At 62.6% G+C, this 24,424-nt stretch carries 20 protein-coding genes; 13 read left to right on the top strand and 7 right to left on the bottom strand.

All coding sequences use genetic code 11. The features are described 5' to 3' along the window. Nucleotide 1: 1 nt before the first annotated feature. Entirely contained in the window at nucleotides 2–847 is an 846-nt protein-coding gene (locus GYH35_RS01765) for a DeoR/GlpR family DNA-binding transcription regulator (RefSeq protein ID WP_202624023.1), read from the bottom strand. A 126-nt stretch (nucleotides 848–973) separates the two neighbouring features. Here GYH35_RS01765 and GYH35_RS01760 point away from each other — a divergent pair, with 126 nt between their 5' ends. Genes GYH35_RS01760 through GYH35_RS01730 form a run of 7 tightly spaced genes read left to right on the top strand, consistent with a single transcriptional unit; the run spans nucleotide 974 to nucleotide 10,505 of the window. Continuing rightward, a complete protein-coding gene (locus GYH35_RS01760) occupies nucleotides 974–3,763 on the top strand; it encodes a TonB-dependent receptor (protein ID WP_161827505.1) in 2,790 nt (929 codons plus the stop codon). Between the two features lie 12 nt (nucleotides 3,764–3,775). After that, nucleotides 3,776–5,095 (top strand): glycoside hydrolase family 27 protein, encoded by a 1,320-nt coding sequence (locus GYH35_RS01755; RefSeq protein WP_161827504.1) that lies wholly within the window; start codon nucleotides 3,776–3,778, stop codon nucleotides 5,093–5,095. After that, the gene (locus GYH35_RS01750) at nucleotides 5,092–5,970 is read left to right on the top strand and encodes an EamA family transporter (protein WP_161827503.1); all 879 of its coding nucleotides are present in this window, start codon (nucleotides 5,092–5,094) and stop codon (nucleotides 5,968–5,970) included. The genes GYH35_RS01755 and GYH35_RS01750 overlap by 4 nt, the downstream gene beginning before the upstream one ends. Beyond that, the gene (locus GYH35_RS01745) at nucleotides 5,967–7,253 is read left to right on the top strand and encodes a D-tagatose-bisphosphate aldolase, class II, non-catalytic subunit (RefSeq protein WP_161827502.1); all 1,287 of its coding nucleotides are present in this window, start codon (nucleotides 5,967–5,969) and stop codon (nucleotides 7,251–7,253) included. Before GYH35_RS01750 ends, GYH35_RS01745 begins: the two co-directional genes overlap by 4 nt. A 6-nt stretch (nucleotides 7,254–7,259) precedes the next feature. Then, nucleotides 7,260–8,417: an SIS domain-containing protein gene (locus GYH35_RS01740; protein WP_161827501.1), complete on the top strand. Its 1,158-nt coding sequence runs from the start codon at nucleotides 7,260–7,262 to the stop codon at nucleotides 8,415–8,417. A gap of 7 nt (nucleotides 8,418–8,424) precedes the next feature. Continuing rightward, on the top strand, nucleotides 8,425–9,396 hold the full coding sequence (locus GYH35_RS01735; protein ID WP_161827500.1) for a BadF/BadG/BcrA/BcrD ATPase family protein: 972 nt from the start codon (nucleotides 8,425–8,427) through the stop codon (nucleotides 9,394–9,396). After that, the gene (locus GYH35_RS01730) at nucleotides 9,384–10,505 is read left to right on the top strand and encodes an amidohydrolase family protein (RefSeq protein ID WP_161827499.1); all 1,122 of its coding nucleotides are present in this window, start codon (nucleotides 9,384–9,386) and stop codon (nucleotides 10,503–10,505) included. The genes GYH35_RS01735 and GYH35_RS01730 overlap by 13 nt, the downstream gene beginning before the upstream one ends. A 21-nt stretch (nucleotides 10,506–10,526) precedes the next feature. Here the strand turns inward: GYH35_RS01730 and GYH35_RS01725 are convergent, their stop codons facing one another. Beyond that, entirely contained in the window at nucleotides 10,527–12,746 is a 2,220-nt protein-coding gene (locus tag GYH35_RS01725; RefSeq protein WP_161827498.1) for a xanthine dehydrogenase family protein molybdopterin-binding subunit, read from the bottom strand. Beyond that, on the bottom strand, nucleotides 12,743–13,198 hold the full coding sequence (locus GYH35_RS01720) for a (2Fe-2S)-binding protein (protein ID WP_161827497.1): 456 nt from the start codon (nucleotides 13,196–13,198) through the stop codon (nucleotides 12,743–12,745). Before GYH35_RS01720 ends, GYH35_RS01725 begins: the two co-directional genes overlap by 4 nt. Before the next feature lie 212 nt (nucleotides 13,199–13,410). Here GYH35_RS01720 and GYH35_RS01715 point away from each other — a divergent pair, with 212 nt between their 5' ends. Together GYH35_RS01715 and GYH35_RS01710 are read left to right on the top strand one after the other, a co-directional pair. After that, nucleotides 13,411–14,274: a class I SAM-dependent methyltransferase gene (locus tag GYH35_RS01715; RefSeq protein WP_202624022.1), complete on the top strand. Its 864-nt coding sequence runs from the start codon at nucleotides 13,411–13,413 to the stop codon at nucleotides 14,272–14,274. Between the two features lie 3 nt (nucleotides 14,275–14,277). Further along, a complete protein-coding gene (locus GYH35_RS01710) occupies nucleotides 14,278–15,651 on the top strand; it encodes an APC family permease (RefSeq protein ID WP_202624021.1) in 1,374 nt (457 codons plus the stop codon). On the opposite strand, the gene GYH35_RS01705 is transcribed toward GYH35_RS01710, so the two are convergent. From GYH35_RS01705 to GYH35_RS01695, 3 genes are read right to left on the bottom strand one after another with little or no spacing between them, the layout of a single operon-like run. Then, the gene (locus GYH35_RS01705) at nucleotides 15,648–16,412 is read right to left on the bottom strand and encodes a ThuA domain-containing protein (protein ID WP_161813889.1); all 765 of its coding nucleotides are present in this window, start codon (nucleotides 16,410–16,412) and stop codon (nucleotides 15,648–15,650) included. The two genes, GYH35_RS01710 and GYH35_RS01705, sit on opposite strands and share 4 nt — an antisense overlap. 11 nt (nucleotides 16,413–16,423) lie before the next feature. Next, nucleotides 16,424–17,035, bottom strand: coding sequence for a TetR/AcrR family transcriptional regulator (locus GYH35_RS01700; RefSeq protein ID WP_161813890.1), 612 nt, complete (start codon nucleotides 17,033–17,035; stop codon nucleotides 16,424–16,426). Then, nucleotides 17,035–17,469 carry a hypothetical protein gene (locus tag GYH35_RS01695; RefSeq protein ID WP_129645624.1) on the bottom strand — a complete coding sequence of 145 codons (435 nt, stop codon included), beginning with the start codon at nucleotides 17,467–17,469 and terminating at the stop codon, nucleotides 17,035–17,037. The genes GYH35_RS01700 and GYH35_RS01695 overlap by 1 nt, the downstream gene beginning before the upstream one ends. Nucleotides 17,470–17,651: 182 nt before the next feature. Here GYH35_RS01695 and GYH35_RS01690 point away from each other — a divergent pair, with 182 nt between their 5' ends. Both GYH35_RS01690 and GYH35_RS01685 read left to right on the top strand, forming a co-directional pair. Then, nucleotides 17,652–19,739, top strand: a complete 2,088-nt coding sequence (locus GYH35_RS01690) for a TonB-dependent receptor (protein ID WP_202624020.1) — start codon at nucleotides 17,652–17,654, stop codon at nucleotides 19,737–19,739. A gap of 72 nt (nucleotides 19,740–19,811) precedes the next feature. After that, on the top strand, nucleotides 19,812–21,431 hold the full coding sequence (locus GYH35_RS01685) for a tetratricopeptide repeat protein (RefSeq protein ID WP_161827495.1): 1,620 nt from the start codon (nucleotides 19,812–19,814) through the stop codon (nucleotides 21,429–21,431). 1 nt (nucleotide 21,432) lies between these two features. Here the strand turns inward: GYH35_RS01685 and GYH35_RS01680 are convergent, their stop codons facing one another. Then, nucleotides 21,433–22,269: a 5'-3' exonuclease gene (locus GYH35_RS01680; protein WP_161827494.1), complete on the bottom strand. Its 837-nt coding sequence runs from the start codon at nucleotides 22,267–22,269 to the stop codon at nucleotides 21,433–21,435. A gap of 209 nt (nucleotides 22,270–22,478) precedes the next feature. Between GYH35_RS01680 and GYH35_RS01675 the strand changes: the two genes are divergently transcribed. Further along, nucleotides 22,479–23,459, top strand: a complete 981-nt coding sequence (locus tag GYH35_RS01675) for a Cache 3/Cache 2 fusion domain-containing protein (RefSeq protein ID WP_161827493.1) — start codon at nucleotides 22,479–22,481, stop codon at nucleotides 23,457–23,459. After that, nucleotides 23,459–24,406 (top strand): methyl-accepting chemotaxis protein, encoded by a 948-nt coding sequence (locus GYH35_RS01670; protein WP_161827492.1) that lies wholly within the window; start codon nucleotides 23,459–23,461, stop codon nucleotides 24,404–24,406. The genes GYH35_RS01675 and GYH35_RS01670 overlap by 1 nt, the downstream gene beginning before the upstream one ends. The last annotated feature ends 18 nt before the right edge of the window (nucleotides 24,407–24,424 follow it).

The following is a 24,424-nucleotide window of genomic DNA, read 5'->3' as shown; positions in this document are numbered from 1 at the left end:
CTCACACCAATCGAACATCGACGCCTTGCGCGCGGATCGCTTCGATGCAGGCCGCGTCCGCGCCGCTATCCGTGATCAAGACGTCCATCTGATCCACCGGTGCGATCACCGAAAGATTCCGCCGCAGCAGCTTGGATGAGTCCGTGACCGCGACGACGCGCTGTGAGATGCGGATCATCTGCGCATTCAACTGAGCTTCCAGCACGTACGGCGTCATCAGCCCGATCTGCGGGTCCAGGCTGTCCACGCCCAGAAACAACACATCGGCATGCAGCGTGCTCAGCGCTTGCTCGGCTTGCGGGCCGGATAAAGAAAACGATTTCTGACGCAGCACGCCGCCCGGAATGATCACGTTCACGTGCGAAGAGTTCGCGAGCAGCACCGCGATGTTGAGTGCATTCGTGATCACGTTGATGGAGCCGAGCTTCAGCGTTCGGATCTGTTTCGCGATTTCGGCCGTCGTCGTGCCGGAATCGAGGATGACGGTCTCGCCATCCCGGATCATTTCGGCCGCCGCCGTGGCGATGCGTACTTTCTCGGCCCGATGCAATGTTTGTTTGACGTTGATCGGCAGCTCATCGCTGTCGCCGCGGGGCAGGGCGCCGCCATGCGTGCGGACCACGACGCCCATGTGCTCGAGCGCCGTCAAATCGGTCCTGATGGTGACCGCTGAGACGCCAAAGCTCTCCGCCAGTTCGGCGACCGTGCCTTGAGTGTTCGTCTCGATGAGCGAGCGAATCCGGCGGCGGCGCTCTTCCATCGACAGAACCCCGTGGCCGGCGCGGGTGCTTTTCTTGAGCTTGGCCATGGTTGCGTTGGGCAGATGAGTAGCTTTCGTTTGTGTCACAGCCGAAAGAATAGCTCCTTAATTCTTGCGGTCAAGCTGAAAACGAAAGTAAACGAAAGTTTCTTGTACTTTCGATTTTCGTCGCATAGGATGGCTGCGCCTGGCCAAAGAACATGCGGTGAACCCATGTCACACATATATAAAGCCGTCTCACTCGCCTTGATGGGCGTCACGCTCGGCGCGGCAGCGCTGGGCGAGGAAACGTCCTCGTCGGATCCGTTGGAAGAAATCGTGGTATCCGGCACGCGTGCCGCGCTCGCCGAAAGCCTCGACAAGAAGCGCGAGGCGGCGATCGTGCAGGACTCGATCGTTGCCGAAGACCTCGGGCGATTCCCGGACGACAACGTCGCCGACTCGCTGTCTCACATCACTGGCATCACCTTGCAGCGTACCCGGGGCGGTGAAGGCCAGTACGTCAACGTGCGCGGCCTGGGGCCCGAGTTCAGCATCGTTACATTGAACAATCGCATCCTCGCGACCGACGGCGACGGCCGCGAATTCGCGTTCGACGTGTTGCCCTCCGAAATCATCGCGGGCGCGGACGTGTTCAAGTCCGCCAACGCCGTCAATCTCGAAGGCAGCATCGGTGGCGCGATCAATCTCACCTCGGCGCGGCCGCTCGATCGGCCCGGGCTGCGTACCTCCTTGTCGGTCGAGGGCGATTACAACGATCTATCCGAGAACTCGGGTTACAAAGTCAGCGGCGTGATCAGCGATACGTTCGCCGAGGATCGCATGGGCGTGCTATTCACCGCGGTGTATCAAGACACCGAAGTCCGCTCGGACGCCGTGCATGAGTTCTTCATCACGCCCGATTCGCCGGGCGAGTTCGACGCCAATGGCGATGGCGAGATCTCCGACGCCGAGAGCGAGCTGCTCGGACTGTGCTGTACCAGCTTTGGCACCCGCATCCAGGAAAGGAAGCGCACCGGTCTCACCGGCGTGTGGCAATGGCAGGTCAATGACGCCTTCCAGATGACGGTGGACGGCATGTTTACGCGCCTGGATGCGCCGACCGTCGGTTATCACCAGTCGTACTATGTCGAGGACTCCATCCTCGATGAAGACGCGGGTTTGCATCGCTGGAGCAATGTGAGCATTCGCGACCACTGGGTCACGGGCATGGATATCGACCAGCTCGTGCCGGAGGTGTCCACGATCACCGAGCATCGGGTTGTCGATACCACGCAGTTCGGCTGGAATGCGGCCTGGCAGGCGAGCGACCGACTCAAGTTCACGTTCGATGCTTATCGGTCCAAGGCCGAGCGCGACTCGGGCGGCAAGGACACTTGGATGGTGTCGGGCATCGGCGGCCATCACACCGGCCGGGTCGACATGCGCAGTGGCGGCGTGCCGAATATCGCTGTGACGCTGGAAGATGGCCGCGACCTCGCGGCGGCGTTGCAGAGCGGGGCGCTCGGGGATGCCGACTATGGCCTGCATTTCATCGGCTTGTCCGGTACGGATGTGACGGATGAGGTCACTGGCCTGTCCATCGGCGGCGAGCTGAAGCTCGAGTTCGGTGCGCTCGAAACCGTGCAGTTCGGCGTCTCGAGCACCGACCGTAACAAGGTGCGCAACACCCTCGAGAACGACACCAACGGCGGCTCGTGCCAGTACTGCGACATGTACGACACGACCTTCGAGAGTCTCGGGGCGAATGTCGTCCGGCCGGTGTCGCTGCCAAACTTCATGCGCAACGCCGGCGGCAGCTATCCGCGGCGTTTCGTGTCGATCCGGGCGAGCGAATATCTGAATGCATTGCGCGCGCTCGATGGCCAACCCATCCTCGATGAGCATGGCGAACCCACCGGCGATGTCTTCGACTCGTCCTTGACGGCGCCGGAGTTCAATCCGGTGCAATCCTACGATGTGGACGAAGAGACCACGGCGCTGTATTTGAATGCGAACTTCCGCGGCGATGCGTGGTTCGCGAGCGCGGGCGTGCGTTGGATCTCGACCGACACGACGGCCAGAACGGCGGTCGACAGCATCGAGTTCGTCGACGATCCGACGCCCGGGATTCCCACCTCCCATCCGGATGTCACATACAGCCCGGCCGAGCCGCTGACCCAGAAGGGCAGCTACGACAAGTTCCTGCCGGCGCTCAACGTCGGTTATTGGCTGCGCGACGATGTACTGCTGCGTTTTGCAACGGCCAAGGTGATGGCGCGGCCGTCGCTCAATCAGCTGGCGCCCACGCGTATCGACAACACGCTGGATCGCAGCTACCTCGTAGTCTACGACGGTAATGCGGATCTGCAGCCGGTCGAAGCGGATCAAGCCGACCTGTCGGCTGAATGGTACTTCGCGGATAAGTCGGTGCTGAGCGCGGCGGTGTTCTGGAAGAAGATTACGAACTTCATCACGACCGAGTTGCAGGAGAACGTCGACATCGGCGTCGTCGGCAACATCGGCGGTGCGGGCGAGTCGCCCGTGCTGTACGACGTGAGTCGCCCCATCAATGGCGACAAAGCCAAGGTGCTCGGCGCGGAGCTCGGGCTCCAGCACTTCTTCGACAACGGCTTCGGCGTGCGCGCCAACTACACGTACACCGATACGAAAGCCTATGTCGGCGGCGTGCACGTCGGTCCGCTCGAGAATGTTTCCGAGTCGGCGTATTCGGTTGCGCTGATGTTCGAGAACGATCGCTGGGACGTGCAGCTCGCGGCCGACTACAGCGGTGAGTACACGGAAGTGAGCGACTCGGTCGCCGACCGGTCGCAACAGGTCGAGCCCATTACGTGGGTGACCGCTTCGGTCGCTTACAAGATCACCGAAGGGCTGAGCGTGTCGCTGGAAGGTCGCAACCTGCTCGACGAGTACTACGTCGCGTATCTCGGTCGCAACGACATGCTGGCCGGCTTCGAGACCTGGGGACGTTCGTACTTGGTGGGCGCCAGCGCGAAGTTCTGACGAGGAATGTTTGTGGTCAATAAAAAGCAAAAATGCGCGGGCCTGATCTGGATGTTCGCGCTCCTGTCGGTGGCGTTTGCCAGCGCCGCGCCGGCGGCACAGCCCGCACCTCGCAGCAACGGCCTGGCGCAAACGCCGCCCGTGGGTTGGAGCAGCTGGAACAACTTCGGCGACGACATCAACGAGCAGATCGTCATCGAAACCATCGATGCCATGATCGCCAACGGGATGCGTGACGCCGGCTACGTGTTCGTCAACCTGGACGACGGCTGGCAGCGCTACAAGGGCGCACGGCGGGATCACCCGCTCGAGTTCGATCCGAAGAAATTCCCACGGGGCATCAGCTATCTCGCCGACTACGCGCATCAGCGCGGCATGAAGCTCGGCATCTACTCCGGTCCCGGGCAGACGACCTGCGCCGGCTACACGGGCAGCGAAGGGCACGAAGCCGAAGACGCCAGAATGTTCGCCAATTGGGGCGTCGATCATCTCAAGTACGACAGCTGCTGCTCGCACCGCGAAGCGCCCAAGGAAGAACTGCAAAAGATCTTTCGGACCATGTCGAACGCGCTGATGACGCAGAAGCACGGCATCGTGCTGCACGCCTGTCACTGCGGCTGGGGCGACATCTGGGAATGGGCGGCGGGGCTCGGCGTCAATCACTGGCGTATCGGCCAGGACATCTCCGATGACTTCAACTATCCGGGCAATCGCGAGCAATATTACTTCGACGTGCTCGATCAACTGGACCGCGGCGTCGGCCTGGAGAAGTACGCCGGCCCGGGCCACTGGAACGATTACGACATGCTCATCGTCGGCCTCGACGGCCAGAGCAAGCAGTTGGTCGGCACCGGCGCCTCCAACATCGAATACCGGACTCACTTCAGCCTGTGGGCCATGGTGTCCTCACCCATGCTCGTGGGCGCGGATGTGCGCAAGCTCGATCAGTACTCGCTGGAGACGCTGACGAATAAGGAGATCGTCGCTCTCAACCAGGATCCCGCCGGTAACATTGCCCACAAGGTGCGCGACGACGGCGACCTTGAAGTGTTCGCCAAGGAGCTTGCCGATGGCAGTCACGCCGTGCTGCTGCTCAATCGGGGCGCCGCGACGGCGACGATGACCTTCAGCCCGCGCGCGGATCTGCAAGCACCCATGGATCGCTACAGCATCCGTGATCTGTGGAAACATCGCGATCTCGGCACTTACGACATTCCTTTCACCACCGAAGTGCAGAGTCATGAGGCGCGCGTGTTCCGCATTCGTCAGCTGGCGACCAGCGCGAACGGCCGCTCCGTGAGCGACGCTGCCGAGCAAGAGTTAGCTCGATGAAGCCTTGGCTGCTCTATGCGTTGACCACGCTGCTCCTGTGGGGAGTGTGGGGCGCCTTCGCCGGGCTGCCGAGCGCCAATGGTCTGCCGGAGACGCTGAACTACGTCGTGTGGTCGCTGACGATGATTCCACCGGCGCTGCTGGTTTTGAGCCGCAGCGGCCAGCCGTTGCAACGTGACCGCCGCTCCGTGACCTTGGGATTGGCCATCGGCCTGCTCGGCGCGGGTGGGCAGCTGCTGTTGTTTCATGCGGTCCGGATCGGTCCGCCGTATCTCATTTTTCCAATCATTTCGTTGTCGCCGGCGCTCACGATCGCGCTCTCGTTTGCACTTCTGCGCGAGCGCACGGGCCTGCTTGGATTGGTGGGTATCGTGCTCGCATTGTTGTCGCTGCCGTTGTTCGACTATCGCGCCGATGGCGAACCCGCCGGTTACGGCAGTTGGTTCGCGATGGCGCTAGCTGTGCTCGCCGCGTGGGGTGTGCAGGCATATGTCATCAAGCTGGCGAACGCGAGCATGGATGCGGCGAGCATCTTCTTCTACATGATGCTGAGTGGCTTGCTGTTGTGCCCCGTGGCCCTGGCAATGACGGATTTCTCTCAGCCCATCAATTACTCGCTGGATGGCCCGGGCCTGGCCGCTGCGATTCAGTTCTTGAACGCCGTGGGTGCGCTCACGCTCGTGTTCGCCTTTCGTTACGGCAAGGCAATCATTGTTTCTCCGCTGGTGAATGCCGGCGCGCCGTTGTTGACGGCGCTGCTGTCGCTGTTGTTGGCGGGCGCGATACCGAGCTCATACAAGATCGCTGGGATCGTGCTCGCACTCACGGCGGCGTTGCTGCTGGCCGCGCAGCCCGAGGAGCCGGTGCAGCGATGAAGACGTTGCTCGACATCGTGGCGCGGCACAAGCGAGGAGAGCAGGCGGGTGTTTACTCCTTGTGCTCGGCGCATCCTCGGGTTATTGAGAGCGCCATGCGAGAAGCGAGCGCCAGCCATGCGCCGCTGCTCGTCGAGGCTACGTCGAATCAAGTGAATCAGTTCGGCGGGTATACGGGGATGACGCCGGTCGACTTCCGTCGCTTCGTGCTCGACATCGCGCAGCAGGTCGGCTTTCGCGAGCAAATGCTGTGGCTGGGCGGGGATCATCTGGGGCCCAACGCGTGGCGTCACGAGCCTGCGGACGTGGCGTTGGCGAAGTCCGCGGAAATGATTCGGCAATATGTCGCGGCCGGCTTCCGCAAGATCCATCTCGATTGTTCCATGGCGTGCGACGGCGATCCCGAGCCGTTGCCGGAGTCCATCATCGCGCGACGCGCGGCGCACCTTTGTGCCGTCGCCGAGAACACATGGCGCGAGGCGGGCGGTGAGCCGCCGGTCTATGTCATTGGCACAGAGGTGCCGGTGCCGGGGGGCGCAACGGAATCTCTCGGCGAGTTGGCAGTCACCAGTCCCGATGCCGCTCGCGCAACCCTCCAGGCTCATCAAGCGGCGTTTGCAGAGATCGGTCTGGATACGGCGTGGTCGCGGGTCATCGCATTGGTGGTCCAACCCGGCGTCGAGTTCGATCATCACAAGGTGATCGACTATCGGCCCCACAAAGCACAGGCCTTGAGCGCCTTCATCGCGGGCGATCGGCAGTTCATTTTCGAGGCGCATTCGACCGACTATCAAACGGCGCCGAATCTGCAGGCGTTGGTCCGCGATCACTTCGCGATCCTGAAGGTCGGTCCGGGCGCGACGTATGCGCTTCGCGAAACCTTGTGGGGCCTGGCGGCCATCGCACACGAATTGCCGGGGGGCGCCGATCGAGAAGATCTGCGCGCGACGGCGATCGAGGTCATGCGCAGCGATCCGAAGTATTGGCGCAGCTATTACCACGACGCGGAGCGCGAGACGCTCGATCTGCAGTTCAGTCTCAGCGACCGCATTCGTTATTACTGGCCGCATCCTCGAGTGAAACAGGCCTGCGACTCGCTGCTGGCTCGGCTGAGAGGGGGGTCGTTGCCGCTCACCTTGCTGAGTCAGTTCCTACCCCATCAATACGAGGCAGTGCGCGCCGGCCGAGTGCAGGCCGATGTCGACGCGCTACTCAACGAAGGCATCGCACTGGCGCTGCGCCCCTACATGCGCGCCTGCGGTGTGCCCGGTTCTCAGGAGTAATGGTCAATGGCGACTGATTTTCCCGGCGTGGGGCAGGCAGAGCTGCAAGCCCGCGGCGCCGAATGGACTGCTCGCGAGATTGCGCAGCAGCCCTCCGTGTGGCCGCAAGTCGATCGGCTCGTGTCTGAACAACGCACGCAGTTGGATCGATTTCTGCAGCCGCTGCTGACGAAGTCTTCGTTGCGCGTCGTGATGAGCGGCGCAGGCACGTCGTCGTTCATCGGCGATTGTCTGGTGCCGGCGTTGTCCGTCCGGCTGCAACGTCGCGTCGAGTCGATTGCGACCACCGATCTCGTCAGCGGCCCGCATCTGCGCCTGCAAGGCGACGCGCCAACGTTGCTCGTATCCTTTGCCCGTTCAGGCAACAGCCCCGAGAGTGTCGCCGCGGTCGATCTCGCCGAACGGGTCGTGAGCGACGTGCATCACCTCATCATCACCTGCAACGCCGAAGGCGAGCTGGCCAAACGTGCGCCCCGGCTGCGGAGCGCTCAGTTGATCGTGCTGCCCGAGGCGACCAACGATCGCAGCTTTGCAATGACGTCGAGCTTTACGTCGATGCTGCTGACGGCAGCCTTGGCCTTCGGCGTCATGCGCTCGGAAGCCGTTTCGTCGGTGGCGAACGCGGCTGCCAAGGTGTTACAACAGGCATCGCCGGTGGCGCAGCGCCTGGTCGCTCGCGAGTTTCAGCGGGTCGTGTATCTTGGCAGCAATGAGCTGCGAGGGTTGGCCTCGGAGGCGGCGCTCAAGCTGTTGGAGCTGACCGATGGTAAGGTCGTCGCGTTGGCCGATTCGACGCTCGGTTTCCGCCATGGCCCCAAGACGGTGATCGACGAGAAGACGCTGGTCGTCGTGATGGTTTCGAACGACGCATACACGCGCGCTTACGATCTGGATCTGCTTACCGAACTGCGGCGGGACAAGCGCGCCGGCGCTATCCTTGCGCTCAGTGCCCGTAACGAGGGTTTGCCCGAAGGAGACAACGTGGTCTACGACGGCTTGCGCGAGCATGGCGATTTCGAGACGGCCTTCGCGCACATTCTGGTGGCCCAGAGCTTCGCGCTATTGCAATCGCTCGCGCTCGGCCTGACGCCGGATCGTCCCAATGCGGCGGGCGTGGTGAATCGGGTCGTTCAGGGCGTGATCATTCATCCTTGGTCAGAGTAACGAGAGCATGTTTCTCGGCGTTGATGGCGGCGGCACCAAAACGGCGTATGCGCTGATCGACGCGAGCGGTCGCATTCGTGCGCGGCATGTCGGTCCGAGCGTCAGCCATCTGGCCGTAGGCTTCGCGCGCGCCACGGAGTTATTGTTCGGCGGTATCGCGACGACCTTGGAAAAGGCGGCCAGCGCGCCTTCCAACCTGACATTCTCGTTCGTTGGCTTGCCCTCTTACGGGGAAGACAGTGCGACGACCTCAACGATGGACGCAATGCCGGCGACGCTGCTCGATCCGAGCCGCTATCGCTGTGGCAACGACACCGTATGCAGTTGGGCAGGCTCCTTGGCGTGCGAGGACGGCATCAGCGTTATCGCGGGCACAGGCTCCATCGCTTACGGCGAATACGCCGCACGCAATGCGCGAGCGGGCGGGTGGGGCGAGTTGATCGGCGATGAGGGTTCGGCGTATTGGCTTGCTCGGGAAGGGCTGAATCTGTTCTCTCGCATGAGCGATGGGCGGACTGCTCGAGGCCCGCTCTATGAGCTCGTGCGTGCACGCTTTGGACTGACCATCGACCTCGATCTGTGTGCTCGCATCTACGGCGAATCGGGTAGCGTGCGCAGCGTGTTTGCTCAGTTCGCAACGTTGGTGCATGAAGCCGCTCAGGCGGGGGATCGCCAGGCATCGGCGATCTTCGATCGCGGCGCTAGGGAACTGGTCGACTGCGTAATTGCCGTGCGTCGCTCATTGGCGGTGCCGGAAGGAGACATCATCCCCGTCTCACACAGCGGCGGCGTGTTTAACGGCGCGGAATTCTCGCGCGACGCCTTCCGCTCAGCGCTGGAAGCTGCAAGCCAGAGCTTTGAATATCGCGCGCCGGTGTACTCGCCCGATGTTGGCGCTGCGTTGTATGCAGCTCAGCTCGCCGCTCAGCCGCTCAATGAAGCAGCGAAACAAGCATTGAGGCAGCAGTGCTCGCCGTAACTCAGGGAATCCTGTTCGCGGGCTTGCTCGCGACGTCATTCGCGCATGCAGAGCAGCCGCCCTATCAGGACAGCGACTTCACCGTAGTCGAAAAGATCGATGCGCACGTTCACCTGCATGGAACGCTGCCGACGTTCATGTCGCGCGCGGCCGCCGACAACATCCGACTGCTGACCATCAACGTCAATTACAGCGACTTTCCGCCGCTTCCGGAACAGAATCGCGATGCCCTGGCGCTGCGTGGCGCTTATCCCGATCGCGTGGCGTTCGCGACCACCTTCGATGCGGCCGGCAGCGATCAGCCCGGCTGGGAGCAGGGCGTAAAGCGTCAGCTGAGCGATGCGCTCGATGCTGGGGCGGTTGCTGTGAAAGTATGGAAGGACATTGGCATGCAGCAGCGAGACGCCAATGGTCGCGCGGTGATGATCGACGACCCACGCTTCACTCCGATCTTCCGCATGCTCGAGGAGCGCGGCACGGTCGTCCTCGGTCATTTAGGGGAGCCGCGCAATGCCTGGTTGCCGTTAGCGGAGATGACCATCAACGGCGATCGACAGTATTTCAAGGAACATCCTCAGTATCACATGGCCCTGCATGCCGAGTGGCCCACCTATGAGCAACAGATCGCCGCGCGCGATCGACTGCTCGACAGGCACCCGAAGCTACGATTCGTTGGCGTGCACCTGGCCTCGCTCGAATGGAGCGTCGATCGAGTCACGGAGTTCTTGAATCGTTATCCCAACGCCTCGGTGGATCTCGCCGCTCGCCTGTCGCATCTGCAGTTACAGGCGAGCGTGGATCGCGACAAGGTCCGACGTTTCTTCCTGCAGTTTCAGGATCGCATCCTGTACGCCACCGATATCGCGTGCCAGGGTCCGCAGGAAGACAGCGCCTGCGCCGCGCAGGCGGATGAGGCGTGGCATGACGATTGGCGCTTTCTCACGGGCGCAGATACGTTGCACTCTACGGAGTTTGCTGCGTCCTTCCGTGGCCTGGCGTTGCCGCGCGATGTGATCGACAAGATTTACAGCGGCAATGTTCGCCGCCTGTTTCCGAACGCGTGGCCACCGCCGACTGGCAGAGCGCCGCCAAGCGGCCGCGCTCGGTAGGCTCATTGCGGGCTGCTGCAACTACGCTTTCAGCGAGGTCGCGGTCACGGGCAATTTGCGTAGCCGCTGGCCAGTGGCGGCAAAGATCGCATTGGTCAAAGCCGGTGCAATCGCCGACGTGCCGGGCTCGCCAATGCCGCCCGGCGCGTCGTTGCTCTTCACCATGTAGACCTCGATGGCGGGCGCCTCGTTGATTCGCATCACGCGATAGTCGGTGAAGTTGTTCTGCTGCACGCGGCCTTTGTCGAAGGTGACTTCATTCCAGAGCGCGGCGCCCAAACCGAAGACGACGCCGCTTTCGATCTGCGCAATCACCGTGTCCGGATTGACGATCTGCCCGCAGTCGACCGCGCACACCACGCGATGGACTTGCACCTCGCCATCCGCGCCGACCGATATCTCCGCGACCTGACTCATGTAGCTGCCGAACGCGAACTGCACCGAGATGCCTCGCCCCACGCGCCGTCCTTCGATCGCGCGGAGTGGCTTGGACCATCCCGCTTTGTTGGCAGCGAGATCGAGCACGGTGCGCATGCGGGGCTGATCCTTCAACAAGCCGCGCCGATAGGTGAGTGGATCCTGCTTCGCCGCCGCGGCGAGCTCGTCAATGAAGCTTTCGACGACCCAGATGTTATGCGTCGCGCCTACGCCACGCCAGAAAGCGGTCGGCACGGGCGACTCATGTCTTACATACTCGACCCGCACATTGGGAATGGCATAGGGCTGATCTTTCGCGCCCTCGACGGCGTCACTGTCGATGCCATTCTGCACGGCCGCCGGCGCGAAGCGCGCCATGATCGAAGAGCCCACGATGCGGTGGAACCATCCGAGAGGTACGAACGCATCGTCCAGGCCCGCGGACATGCGATCGAGGTAGTAAGGACGATACATGTCGTGCTGTATGTCGTCCTCGCGCGAATAAACGACCTTCACCGGTCCATTCGCCTGTTTGGCGATCTCCACCGCCAACGCAATGAAGTCGGTCTCGAGCCGACGACCGAAGCCGCCGCCGAGATAATGATTGTGAACGCGCACTTTATCCAAGGCCAGGCCGGTCAGCTTGGCGGCGGTGCCTTGAGCGAGCGCGGGCACCTGGGTGCCAACCCACAGCTCGCATAGTCCATTGCGCAGATCGACGGTGCAGTTCATCGGCTCCATCGTGGCGTGCGCGAGATACGGCATTTCATAGATCGCTTCGATCTTGCGAGGCGCGGCGGCGATGGCTTTGTCCGCTTGGCCGTCGTTGCGAGCGACAGCGCCTTGTTTCTCCGAAGCGGCACGCAAGCCCGCTACCAGGCTTGCCGTCGTGAGCGTGGCGTTCGCACCCTCGTTCCATTTCGGGGACAGCGCCGCGAGTCCTTGCTTCGCGGCCCACATGTGATCGCCGAGTACGGCGACCGCATGATCGAGCTTGACCACTTGCCGCACGCCTTTGACCGCCATCGCCTTCTTGTCGTCGGCCGACTGCAGCTTGCCGCCGGGCACGGGCGAGATCGCGACGGCCGCGACACTCATGTTCGGCAACCTCACATCGATGCCGAACTGGGCCTTGCCGTCGATCTTGTCGGGCGAGTCGAGCCGATGGTGCGCCTTGCCGATCAGCGTGAAATCTTTCGGCTGCTTCAAGGCGACATCTTTGGGCACGGGGAGCTTGGCCGCCGCGTCGACCAGTTCGCCGTACTTCAGCGAGCGATTGCTGGCCCCATGGGTCACCACGCCGTTGCGAGCGACGCAGGTGCTGGGATCGACCTTCCATTGCTGGGCCGCTGCCGAGACGAGCATGGTTCGCGCGGTGGCGCCGGCCTGGCGCAGCGGTTTCCAAGTGGCGCGAATCGACGTGCTGCCGCCGGTGACCTGACCGCCCAGCAGGGGATCGCCATAGCGTTCGTTGTCCGCTGGCGCCTGTTCCAGCTTCACCTGCTGCAGATCGACTTCCAGCTCCTCGGCGAGCAGCATGGGCAGCGAAGTGAACGTTCCCTGGCCCATCTCGACTTTGTGGACGATCAAAGTCACGGCGCCGGCGCGATCGATGCGAATGAAGGCATTGGGCTCCAGGCCGGATGACTCTTGTGTCATCGCGCGTGTGGCGTGGCCGACCGCCGCCTCGGGCGGCTTTTCATTGCGAGGCTGTTCCGCACCGAAACCGGGCAATGCAAATCCGAGCAGCAGGCCGCCGCCCCCTTGCAGAAACCGTCGTCGCGAGGTGCTCTGTTCGCCGAGCGCGCGGACGACGGCGTTCATGTCGACTCCGCCGCACGTTTGATGGCGGTGCGAATGCGTCCATACGTGCCGCATCGGCAAATATTCCCGGCCATCGCCGCATCGATATCGGCATCCGACGGTCGCGGCTGGGTGGCGAGCAGGGCAGCGGCCGACATGATTTGCCCGGACTGGCAATAACCGCATTGGACGACGTCGATCTCACGCCATGCTGCCTGCACTTTGCGACCGACCGGATCCTGGTCGAGCGCCTCGATGGTGACGATCTTCTTGCCGGCGACGGCCGAGACCGGGGTGACGCAGGAACGAGTGGGCTGGCCGTCGACGTGCACCGTACAGGCGCCGCAAGCCGCGATTCCGCAGCCGAACTTCGTCCCCGTCAGTCCGATGACATCGCGCAGCGCCCATAACAGGGGCATGTCGGGCGGAACATCGAGGGAATGGGATTTGCCATTGACGGTGAGGGCGGGCATACAGACTCCCTGACGACGCCGAAGCTGGCGAGGCCCGGCATAACGACGGCCCGTGTCCCGGACTGGTTCCTGGTTTTGCCGTGGCGTGCGCCAAGTACTGAGCCTGCGATGCGCGACCTGGGCGCCACGATAGGCAATCAATGACGCTGTTGTCGGTGAACTTTCCCGGCTCGCGCCGCGTTCACCCAGATCGTCCGTGGGAGGGATCGAACATGCCGATGTCGCCTCGTCATCGTTTGCAACGGGCCTGGGGTCTCGGGCTGCTGCTGATCGTTGGCATCGCGGCTCAGGCGCTCGGCGCCGAGACCTCCCGCCAGGACTGCGAAAAATCATACAAGCCTTCCACCGGCCAGCCCGGCAAAGACGTGGTCTGGGTGCCGACCAACGATCCGCTGGTCACGCGGATGCTCGAGATGGCGCGGGTCGGCAAAAGCGATCTGGTTTACGACCTCGGCGCCGGCGACGGCAAAATCGCCATCGCGGCCGCGAAACAGTTCGGCGCTCGAGCGGTAGGGGTGGAATACAATCCCGAGATGGCGCAACTGGCTCAATGCTTCGTCCGCGCCGAAGGCGTCGCCGACAAAGTCAAAGTCATCCAGGGCGATATCTTCGAGACGGACTTCAGCGCCGCCAATGTCGTCACGCTGTATTTGCTGCCGGAACTGAATCTGAAACTGCGGCCCACCCTCCTGAAAATGAAGCCGGGTACGCGCGTCGTGTCGCATTCGTTTCTCATGGACGACTGGCGGCCGGATGAAAGCTCCGTGTCCACCGACGGCTCGGCTTACCTGTGGATCGTCCCTGCCGATGTTTCGGGCAAGTGGACGTTCAAGCAGCAGCGCGGCCAGGACAGCTTCGATGTGAAGCTGGTGCAAACATTCCAGAAGTTGTCCGGCACGGTGGGCAAGGGCAGCGACGACGTCACCAATGCCGAGGTGCGCGGCAACCAGGTCGAGATGATGTTTTCGGAGGGCGATGTGCACACGCGCCTGAAGGGCGAGCTGAAAGGCAATCGCATCGAAGCGCAGGTCACCCGCAACGATTCGACTTCGACGTACATTGGGACACGCAGCTAGCGCATGAGCATGTCCCTCGAAGGTGATCGTGCATCAGAGGGAATTGCCGCGCCGCTAGCAGACCGAGACGTTCCGACGCCGACACTGAGCGTCTTCGATGCGACCATGATCACGGTCGGCATCGTGATCGGCGCCGGTATCTTCCAGACACCTTCGCTGGTCGCCGGCATCGCAGGCTCACCGGAGCTGATGTTGTTGGCGTGGGTCCTGGGCGGGGTCCTGTCATTGATCGGCGCGCTCACGTATGCGGAGCTGGCCACGACCTATCCGAGCGCCGGCGGCGACTACACCTTTCTCACGCGCGCCTATGGCAAGAATGTGAGTTTTCTATTCGCCTGGGCGCGCAGCGCCGTGATCTGCACCGGCTCGATCGCCTTGCTCGGCTTCATTCTCGGCGACTATCTCACACGCCTGTTCAGCCTCGGCGAATACTCCTCAGCGATGTATGCGGCGCTGGCAGTCGTGCTGTTGACCGTCATCAACCTCATCGGACTGCGCGGCTCCTCGCGAATGCAAAATGCACTCACGTTGATCGAGATCACAGGCGTGCTGTTGGTGGCTGCGGCGGGGATGACGCTCGAATCGTCGGCGCCGGTCGCCGCCACGGCGTCGTCGGACGGAGCCGGTGCGTTCGGTCTTGCGATGGTGTTCGTGCTGTTGACGTTCGGTGGCTGGAATGAAGCGGCGTATGTCTCCGCCGAAGTTCGTGGCGGGCCGCGTGCGATCGTGCGCGCACTGGTCGTTTCGATCGGCATCATCACGCTCGCTTATCTGATTTTCGTCGCGAGCGTCCTGCATGGCCTGGGCTTCGAGCAGCTCAAGTCGAGTCAAGCCGTCGGCATCGATGTGATCGAGCGGGCGTTGGGGCCGTTCGGCGGGCAGTTGCTCGGCGTGATCGTCGCCGTCGCGGCGTTGACCTCGATGAATTCGACCATGATCGTCGGCGCACGCAGTAACTATTCGGTGGCGCAGGACTGGTCGGCGCTGCGCTTCATGGGTCAGTGGCAGGGCGAGCGCCATGCGCCCACCGTGGGCTTCATCGTTCAGGCTGCGATCGCGCTGGCGCTGATCGTATTCGGCGCGCTGGAGAAAGATGGTTTCTCCACCATGGTCGAATTCACCGCGCCGGTGTTCTGGTTCTTCTTCATGCTCAGCGGCATCGCGTTGCTCGTGCTACGGCGGCGAGACCCGGAGCGCCCGCGGCCGTTTCGCGTGCCGCTGTATCCAGTGCTTCCGCTGCTGTTCATCGCGACCTGCGCCTATCTGCTCTATTCGAGCATCACTTACGCACAGTCGAAGCACGCAACTTACGTCGCGCTCATCGTGATGATCAGCGGCGCGGTCGTGCTGCTGGGCTTACGCTTTCGGAAAGCTTAAGGCTTGGTGAGACCTTTGCCGGTCGCGGCCCAATAGATGCCGCCATAGAGGTGATGCGTGAAGAGCGGGTCGGAGTAGGTCGCGGGCAGATGTCCTAGCGCTGTGTAGAAGGCGCGCCCGCCGTCGTACGGCTGATACCAGCTGATCGGATGCAGCGGCACTGTCTTGGCTTCCGCCCGACGTTGCTCGGACGGCTGATACGTCGACTCATCCACCGATAACAGATACTTCAGCGCCGGTGAGCGAGATGCGTCGAACTCATACCACTCCTCGGTCGCGAGAAAGCGCGGTGCGAAGCGCTCCATGCCGGGGAAGTCGCGGCTCTCGACCTTCACCATGGCGGTTTGAATGGCCGGATGGCGACGGAACATGTGCCCGAGCATCTTGGTGTACCACGGCCATTGATACTCCGTGTCCGCGGCGCTGTGCACGCCGACGAAGCCACGACCTTGACGGATGTAGCGCTCGAACGTGGCTTGCTGCTCATCGTTCAACGCATCGCCGGTCGTGAGCAGGAACACGACGGCCGCGTGCTTGGAAAGCTCCTCGTCCTTGAACAGACGGTTCGGATCTTCGGTCCAGAACACCTCGAAGTGGTGCAGCTTGCCGAGCTCTCGTATCGCGGTCACGCCTTCATTGATGGACTCGTGATGCCAACCGGCGGTCTTGCTGAAGACCGCGACACTGAACTGCTGCGCAAACGCGATCGGCGCGATCAGACAGCCGAGCGCAGCCAACCACCAGACTCTCGAATGCTTCATAGGTAACGGCCTTAAGTCGCGTTCAGCGCCCGCTCGATGAACGTGGAGATATTGCGAATCAGTTTTGCCCGATCGATCTTCTTGCTGTCGGCGATGGCGGCATCCACGCCGCCGTGCAGGGCATGGAAGAACATGACCGCCGTGGCGCGAGGCTCCTCGGCGAGCCAGGCGCCGGCCCGGGCGCCGTCGTCGAGCAGCGTCGTCAATTGATCGATCACCGAGTTGTTGCTCATGGCGTGGCGATCGTACGGCTGGGTCTCATGGAAGATCACATCGTGCAGCCGGACATTGTCGAGGTAGCCCTCGATGACGGTGCTCACCCACGCTTGCAGCTTGGGCCGCCAACGCTCCGGGCCGCAACTTTCCATGGCTTGCTCCAGGCGCTCCAGGAAGCCGGCGACGAATCGTTCCTGGAGCGCAAGCAGCAGCGCTTCCTTGGAAGGGAAGTACAAATAGAAGGTGCCCTTGGCGACGTGGGCGGCGCTGGCGATGTCATCGATGCTGGTCGCGCCGATGCCTTTGTCGAGAAAGCGCTGTTGAGCGGCGTCGAGCAATTCTTCACGACGCAGCTCGGCAGGCTTGGTGCGGGGGCGGCCGCGCGCTCGAACCGGTGCTGCCGTCACTACGCGACACCGGCCAGGGTGGCTTCGACGGCGGCTCGATTGAACGCGAGATCGTGAGGCCGGAACGCTCGCGCTTCGAGCCAGCACAACGCGGTGCTGATCGATGCGAAGGTCGCGGTCGGGATGCCGAAGAACTCGTGCGTCCCCATGTGCGGCATCTTTTCATAATGAGCGCAGGGGATGACGGAGGCGAGGGCGACCACATTGCGCCGGATCTGGCGGCGCTGCGCATCGAGCCACCAGCTCAACACACGGTCGCGCTCGGTCAGCAGGCCTTCGTCGCAGGCACTGAAGATCTGCAGGGCCGCGAACGGCTCGTTCCAGCTCAGCCAATCGCGCCAGCGCTCGGCCACTTCGCGCAGGTCGTCCTGCAAGGTGTTGCTATCGATGATGGAAACGACCAGCGGCCACTGACTCACATCGTGCTGTGTCATGGGTAAATAATGACTGGCGGTCAGTCAGTAGTCAATCAAATGCGAACGGCTCGCATTTGATGCGACTGGAGCGTATGCTTCGCGCCGCACCTCTAGCGACCACCCGCCGGCATGTCGCGACGTCCGTTCGTGCGCAAACCTGTCGGGAGATCGCGATTTTGATCGGGAAAGAATGCGTTGCCGTGTCCGCGCTGGTCGTGACGGCATTCAGTGGCAATGTGCTCGCGGCGGACGCCGCCGGCACGGAGCTGGAAGAGGTCATGGTGACGTCGAGCCGCATCGACCGGCCGCTGAGCACCATCCCCAATACCGTGACCGTCATCAGCTCGGTCGAGCTCGCGCAGCAGCTGGCCATCCACAACGACATCTCGACGGTGCTGGGCAATCTGATCCCGAGCTATTCGCCGAGCCGTCAGAAGATGACCAACGCCGGCGAGAGCCTGCGCGGTCGCAAGCCGCTCTATATGATCGATGGCATCCCGCAGTCCAGCCCGCTGCGCGAAGGCGGGCGCGACGGACACATCATCGACTCCGCCGTGCTGTCGCGTGTTGAAGTGCTCCACGGTGCGAATGCGATCCATGGTCTGGGCGCCTCGGGCGGCATCATCAACCTGATCACCAAGCGACCGTCCGAGAAGTTCGAGCAGAACGTTCGCGTCGACAGCACATTTCAAACCGAGGACGTGGGCGAGAGCGCGGATTACGGCGTGACCTACAGCCTCTCGAATCGTTTCGGCAATGCCGATGTGCTGGCGAGCTTGAGCTATCGCGAGTCCGGCATCTCATACGACGCCAACGGCGATGTGATCGGCTCCGACAACACGCAGGGCGACACGATGGACTCGCGCACCCTGAACGCGTTCCTCAAGACAGGTTATGACTGGGACGATCAGCGCATCGAGCTGATGCTCAATCGCTACGACATCGAGGGCAACAACGACTGGATCTCGGTGCCGGGCAGTGTGGCGAACGGCGTGCCGAGCAGCGCGGTGAAAGGTTACATCGCGGGCGAGGGCGCTCGTAACAGGGTGACGAATCTCGCGCTGACTTACACGAACGAGGTGTTCCTCGGCCAGAACCTCAAAGCGCAGCTGTTCAGTCAGGATCTGGAAGCGACCTATGGCGCCGAGGCCACGCCGCTCGATACGTTCCAGGACCCGGCCTATGGCCCGAATCTGATCGATCAATCGCAGAACAATTCGGAAAAGCAGGGACTCAAGGTGACCTTGTCGAAGCGGGATGTCGCAGGCGTCCCAGTCACGCTGGTGTACGGCTTCGACGTGCTGATCGATGAGACCTGGCAGGAGCTGATCCAGACCGGGCGCAGCTGGGTGCCGAAGTCGCGCTACGAGAATTACGCGCCATTCCTGCAGCTCGATTACACCGGCATCGACCGGCTGACGGTGACGGGCGGCGTGCGTTATGAGAAAGCGAAGCTCGAGGTCGATGACTTCACGACCCTGGCCTCGGCGGGCAGTCGTTTCGTTCGCGGCGGCGAGCCTGACTTCTCGGAGACCCTGTACAACATCGGCGCCACCTATCGACTGACCGATGCATGGCGTGTGTTTGCCAATCGCGCCGAAGCGTTCTCCATGCCCGATGTGGGGCGCGTGCTCCGAGGCATCAATGTTCCCAATCAGAGCGTCGAGAGTTTTCTCGATCTGAAGCCGGTGCTGACCCGCAACGCCGAGGTCGGCCTCGAATTCAAGAACGCCATCCTGGACGCGCAGGTCGCCTACTTCCGCTCCAATTCCGATTTGGGCCAGCGCCTGCAGCGTGGCAACGACGGCATCTACACCGTTCAGCGCGAGAAGACGGAGATCGATGGTTTCGAGTTCCGCACGTCGTGGCGCGCGACGGACGCTGACACCTTCGGTGTGCGTTATGCGCAGACCGAGGGTCGCTTTGACTCCAACGCCGACGGCCGCGTCGACTCGGATCTCGGCGGCGCCAACATCGCGCCCGATCGCGTGAATGTGAGCTGGGACCGTGCCTGGACGCCGTCCATCACGTCGCGGTTGCAGGTGAATCATTTGTTGGATCGCGACTTCGAGAACCGCGCCGGCGTCACGATCAACGAATTCGACGGCTACACCACTGTCGATCTGAGCGCCGATCTCGCAGCGTTCGGGGGCACGTTCACTGCCGCCGTCCAGAATCTGACCAACGAAGACTATTTCACCTACTACTCGCAAACCAGCCCGATCGACGTGCGGTATTTCAAGGGAATTGGCCGCACCTTCCGCGTGCTCTACCAAGTAGGCTTCTGAGGGCCCATTTGACCATTGCAACCGGCGCGCGGAGCGCCCAGGCTAGCCCCCATTACAACGATGGGGGCGAGCATGGCGAATCGGCCCGACTTGCGAAAAGCGTTGTTATCGATGGCGCTGCTGGCCGCGATGGCCAGCGCCGCCGAGCACGACCATGCCTCGTCAGGCAAAGTCGACTTTCCGGTGTCCTGTTCGGCGCCGGCGCAGCAGCAGTTCAATCGTGCTGTCACGCTGCTCCATCACATGACTTACCCGCAGGCGCGCCAGGCCTTCGAACAAATCACCCAGGCCGAGCCGGGCTGTGCCATGGCGCACTGGGGCGTGGCGATGACGTTGTTTCAGCCGTTGTGGCCGACGCGTCCGAACGCCGCCGCGCTGTCTCGTGGATGGGACGAGGTGCAGAAGGCCAAGGCGTTGCAATCGAGTCCGCGGGAGCTGCGATTCATCGACGCAGTGGAGGCGTTCTACACGCAGCCCGAATCGACTGACTACTGGGCGCGCATCCGCCGTTGGGAACAAGCGTCGCGCCAGGCCTACGAAGCGCTGCCGGGAGACGACGAGGCGGCGGTCTTGTTCGCGTTGTCTCATCTGGCCACGACGCCGGCCAGCGGCAACCTTCGAGAACATGCCGACCAGTCGGCGGCGATTCTGCTCGAGGTGTATCGGAAGCAGCCGGACCATCCGGGCGTGATGCATTACCTCGTGCATGCCAACGATGTGCCGGGGCGAGAGCGTGAGCTCCTGGACATCATCAGAAAGTACGATTCGATCGCGCCCAACAATCCTCATGCGCTGCACATGCCGACGCATATCTATACGCGCCTCGGCGATTGGGACGGCGTGATCAAGGGCAATCTGCGGGCCGCCGATGCGGCGTTGTCACATCCGGCGGGCGAGCAGGGTGAGTGGGTTTGGGATGAGTTCGCTCACGCCATCGAATATCTGATCTACGCCTATCTACAGCAGGGCGCGGACAACGAAGCGGCGGCGCAGTTGCACCGATTGCAGAGCACGCCGCGAATGGAGCCGACGTTCAAGACGGCGTTTCATCTCGCCTCCACGCAAACGCGCTCCGCGCTCGAACGGCGCGATTGGAATGCAGCGTTGAAGATCGAGCCGCGCACGCCGACCTATCTCGATTGGGATCGTTTCATGTGGGCCGAAGCGACGGCGAGATTCGGCCGGGGTCTCGGTGCTGCTCATCTTGGCAAGAACGCCGAGGTGCAACTCGCGCTAACGCGGCTCGATGAGCTGGAAGGCGTCGCGAGCAAGGCCGGTGAGGATTTGTTTGCTCGCAATATCCGCGTGCTCAATCTCGAACTCGCGGCGTGGTCGGCGCATGCTCAGGGGCAGGAGGCGAAGAGCATCGAAATCATGCGGCGGGCGGCCGAGCTGGAAGTCTCGACCCCGAAACATGCCGTGACGCCCGGGCCGACGTTGCCCGCGTACGAATTGCTGGGCGATCTGTACACCGAACAAAAGAACCCCGCCGAAGCGCTCGAGGCGTATCAAAAATCGCTGCAGTTGTACCCGCGACGTTTCAACAGTCTGCTGGGTGCGGCTACGGCGGCGCGCACTGCCGGCGATACGGCGAAGGCTCGCGCTTTCTACTCTCAGCTACTTGAGCTCGCGGCGCCGGATTCGCCGCGAACGGCGCTCAAGGACGCGCGGCAGTACGTCACCAAGCGGTAGATCAAGCGGCGATCTTCGCTGCCGCGTTCCGGCAGCGCTCGAGCAGTCGCGCATCGCCGGATTGCTCGGCATAGGCGACGAATTCTTCCTTTGGGCCGCGCCACTCGATCGCGTCGACGTTATCGAACAGCGGTGCGTCCGTTCGCAGCGTCGCGAGACGCTTGAACAAGAGTGCTTCTTCCCAGCGCTCGGCGCCGAGCACGTCAGCCGGGAATTTCTCGATCGCCCCATATTTGTTGACCAGACGCGCGGCGCCGACCTTGCCGATGCCTTCGAGCCCGGGATAGCCGTCGGCCGTATCGCCGACCAGCGCCAGAAAATCCGGAATCAACGCGGGCGGCACACCGAACTTTTCCTGCACGTCCTTGGCGTTGCGGATCGCTTTGCCTTTGCGATCCATCTGCACGATCCGATCCTCCTGCACGCATTGAGCGAGGTCCTTGTCCGGCGTCCAGATACAAATCTTCTCGACGCGAGGATCCAGCGCGGCGAGGTGGGCGGCGGAGGCCAAGGCATCGTCGGCTTCCAGTTCGACCATGGGCCAGGTCGCGACACCCATTGCGAGCAGCGCGCGCTCGAGCGGATGAAATTGCGACCACAGCGCCGGCTCGATGCCTTCGCCGGTTTTGTAGCCCGCCCACAGTTGGTTGCGAAACGACTCGATGACGTGATCGGTGGCGACTCCGACGTGAGTCGCGCCTTGTTCGATCAACTCCAGCACCGTGTGCAACACGCCGTTGGCCGCGCCAAGCGGCTTGTCCTGGCCCTTGTTGAACCGGCGCAGGCCATAGAAATGGCGGAACAGCTCGTAGGTGCCGTCGACGAGGTGGATGATCATGCGTTCGCCCGAGGAGGTTTGGAGGAATAGTCTGACACGAGCGCCTCGTCTCGTCGCCCGCCGTCTACGGGGTTCCCCGATTTCGGGTTTGGATCACACTGCGAGCCATTGGTAGCGTGAACATTGCCCGGTTTGCTGGGGCTCGCGTCGGCAAACTCGCTGCCATTTTGATGGGGCGGCGCGGTCGCTCCCGAGAGGATTCGTTGTTCATGCCGAAGTCGCTGAAAGGGCGTATTGCCCTGTTCATCAGCAGTGTGCTGCTGCCCATTTCCATTGCTGTCGCGGTCTATTTCGCTGTCCATGAAGGCACGCAGCTGCGCGAACAGGCGTCCGCACAGGCAGCGCGTGAGGTCGCGAGCGTTCTCGATTTGCTGGCGATGACGGATCAGCAGTTGGGATTGCGCGTGCAGTCTGCCATGAAGCTGCTGCAGGAACGCAGCCAGGCGCTCGGACCGGCCACGGCGGGTCCCATGGTGCAAGTGGGCGAGCACACCGTTCCGAACCTGATGTTCGGCGCTCACGGTCAGGCCGAGAAATATGAGTTGGCCGATGCGGTGACCGCTGTTGCCGGCGGCACCGTCACGCTCTTCTCGAAGTCCGGCGACAAATTCGTGCGTGTGTCGACCAACGTGATGAAGGAGGGCAAACGCGCGGTGGGCACGGTGCTCGATCCGAACGGCAGCGCCATCGCCCAGATCGACGCGGGCCGGGCGTTCTACGGCCAGGTGGACATCCTGGGCACGCCCTATGTCACCGGCTACGAGCCCATCAGAAATGCCGCGGGCTCGACCGTCGGCATTCTCTATGTCGGCTATCAGGTGGACGTGAAATTGTTGGAGGACACCGTCGGCCGCGCCCGCTTGTTGAAGGGCGGCGTGGTCGCCGTGGTCGACGACAAGGGCAAGGTGCGCTTTCGTTCGTCCCACGTCGACGAACAGACCGTCGACAAGGCCGTCAACAGCAACGAACCGGGCTGGGTGCGCCTGGAGAAAACATTTCCAGAGTGGGGCTTCAAAGTCGTCGCAGCCTATCCGGCGGCCGAAGTGGCGGCAGCTCAGCGCTCGCGCGCCATGACCATCATCGCCGGCGCCATCGTCGCGGGCTGCGCCGTGCTGGGCGTGTTGATGCTGTTGCTGCAGCAGTTGGTGTTGCGTCCGATCGGCGGTGAGCCACAAACGGCGATGGATTGATGAAGCGCATCGCTGCCGGCGACTTGTCCGCGATTCGCGCAGGCGCGCCGGAAGGCAGTGTCATCGGTGAATGCGAGCGAATGAGCGCCAGGCTCGCCGAGATCGTCGGTCAGGTCCGCAGTGCTTCGAAATCCGTTGGCTTCTCCGCGGGCGAAATTTCCCAAGGCAATGACGACCTGTCGACACGCACGCAGGAGCAGGCGGCGTCTCTCGAAGAGACCGCCGCCAGCATGGAAGAAATGACCGCCACCGTGAAAGCGAACGCGGACAATGCGAGACAAGCCGATCGTCTCGCCAGCGAAGCGCGCGAACAGGCGGAACGTTCGGTGGCCATTGCCTCGCGTACTACCGGTGCCATGAACGAGATCAATCAGTCGAGCCGCAAGATCGAGGATATCATCGGCGTCATCGACGAGATCGCGTTTCAAACAAACCTGCTGGCGTTGAACGCGGCAGTGGAAGTTGCCCGCGCGGGCGAGCAGGGACGGGGTTTTGCGGTTGTCGCCTCCGAAGTGCGTGCGCTGGCTCAGCGTAGTGCCGCGGCAGCGAAAGAGATCAAAGGTTTGATCGGCGAATCCGTTCAGAAAGTCCAGGCAGGCACCGGATTGGTGGACGAATCGGCCAAAGCGCTCGATGCCATCATGGACAGCATCAAGAAGGTCAGCGGCATCGTCGCCGAGATCGCGAGCGCCAGCCATCAGCAGGCGGCCGGCATCGAGCAGGTCAACCAAGCGCTGACGCGCATGGATGAATCGACCCAGCAGAATGCGGCGTTGGTCGAACAGGCCGCCGCTGCGGCCAAGGGCATGGAGCAACAGTCGCAGCAACTGATCGCCGAAGTGGATTACTTCAACACCGGCGAATCGGTCGCAGCTCCCCAGCGTACACAGCGTCGCCGTGCGGAGTCATATCGCGACGATTCTGCCGTAATGGAGCGGGCGGCCTGAGTTGCAAGGAGCTTGCCC

The organism is Steroidobacter agaridevorans, assembly GCF_009932555.1.
In the GTDB taxonomy this organism is placed as follows: domain Bacteria; phylum Pseudomonadota; class Gammaproteobacteria; order Steroidobacterales; family Steroidobacteraceae; genus Steroidobacter; species Steroidobacter agaridevorans.
This window is presented reverse-complemented; position numbering and strand designations above follow the sequence as displayed.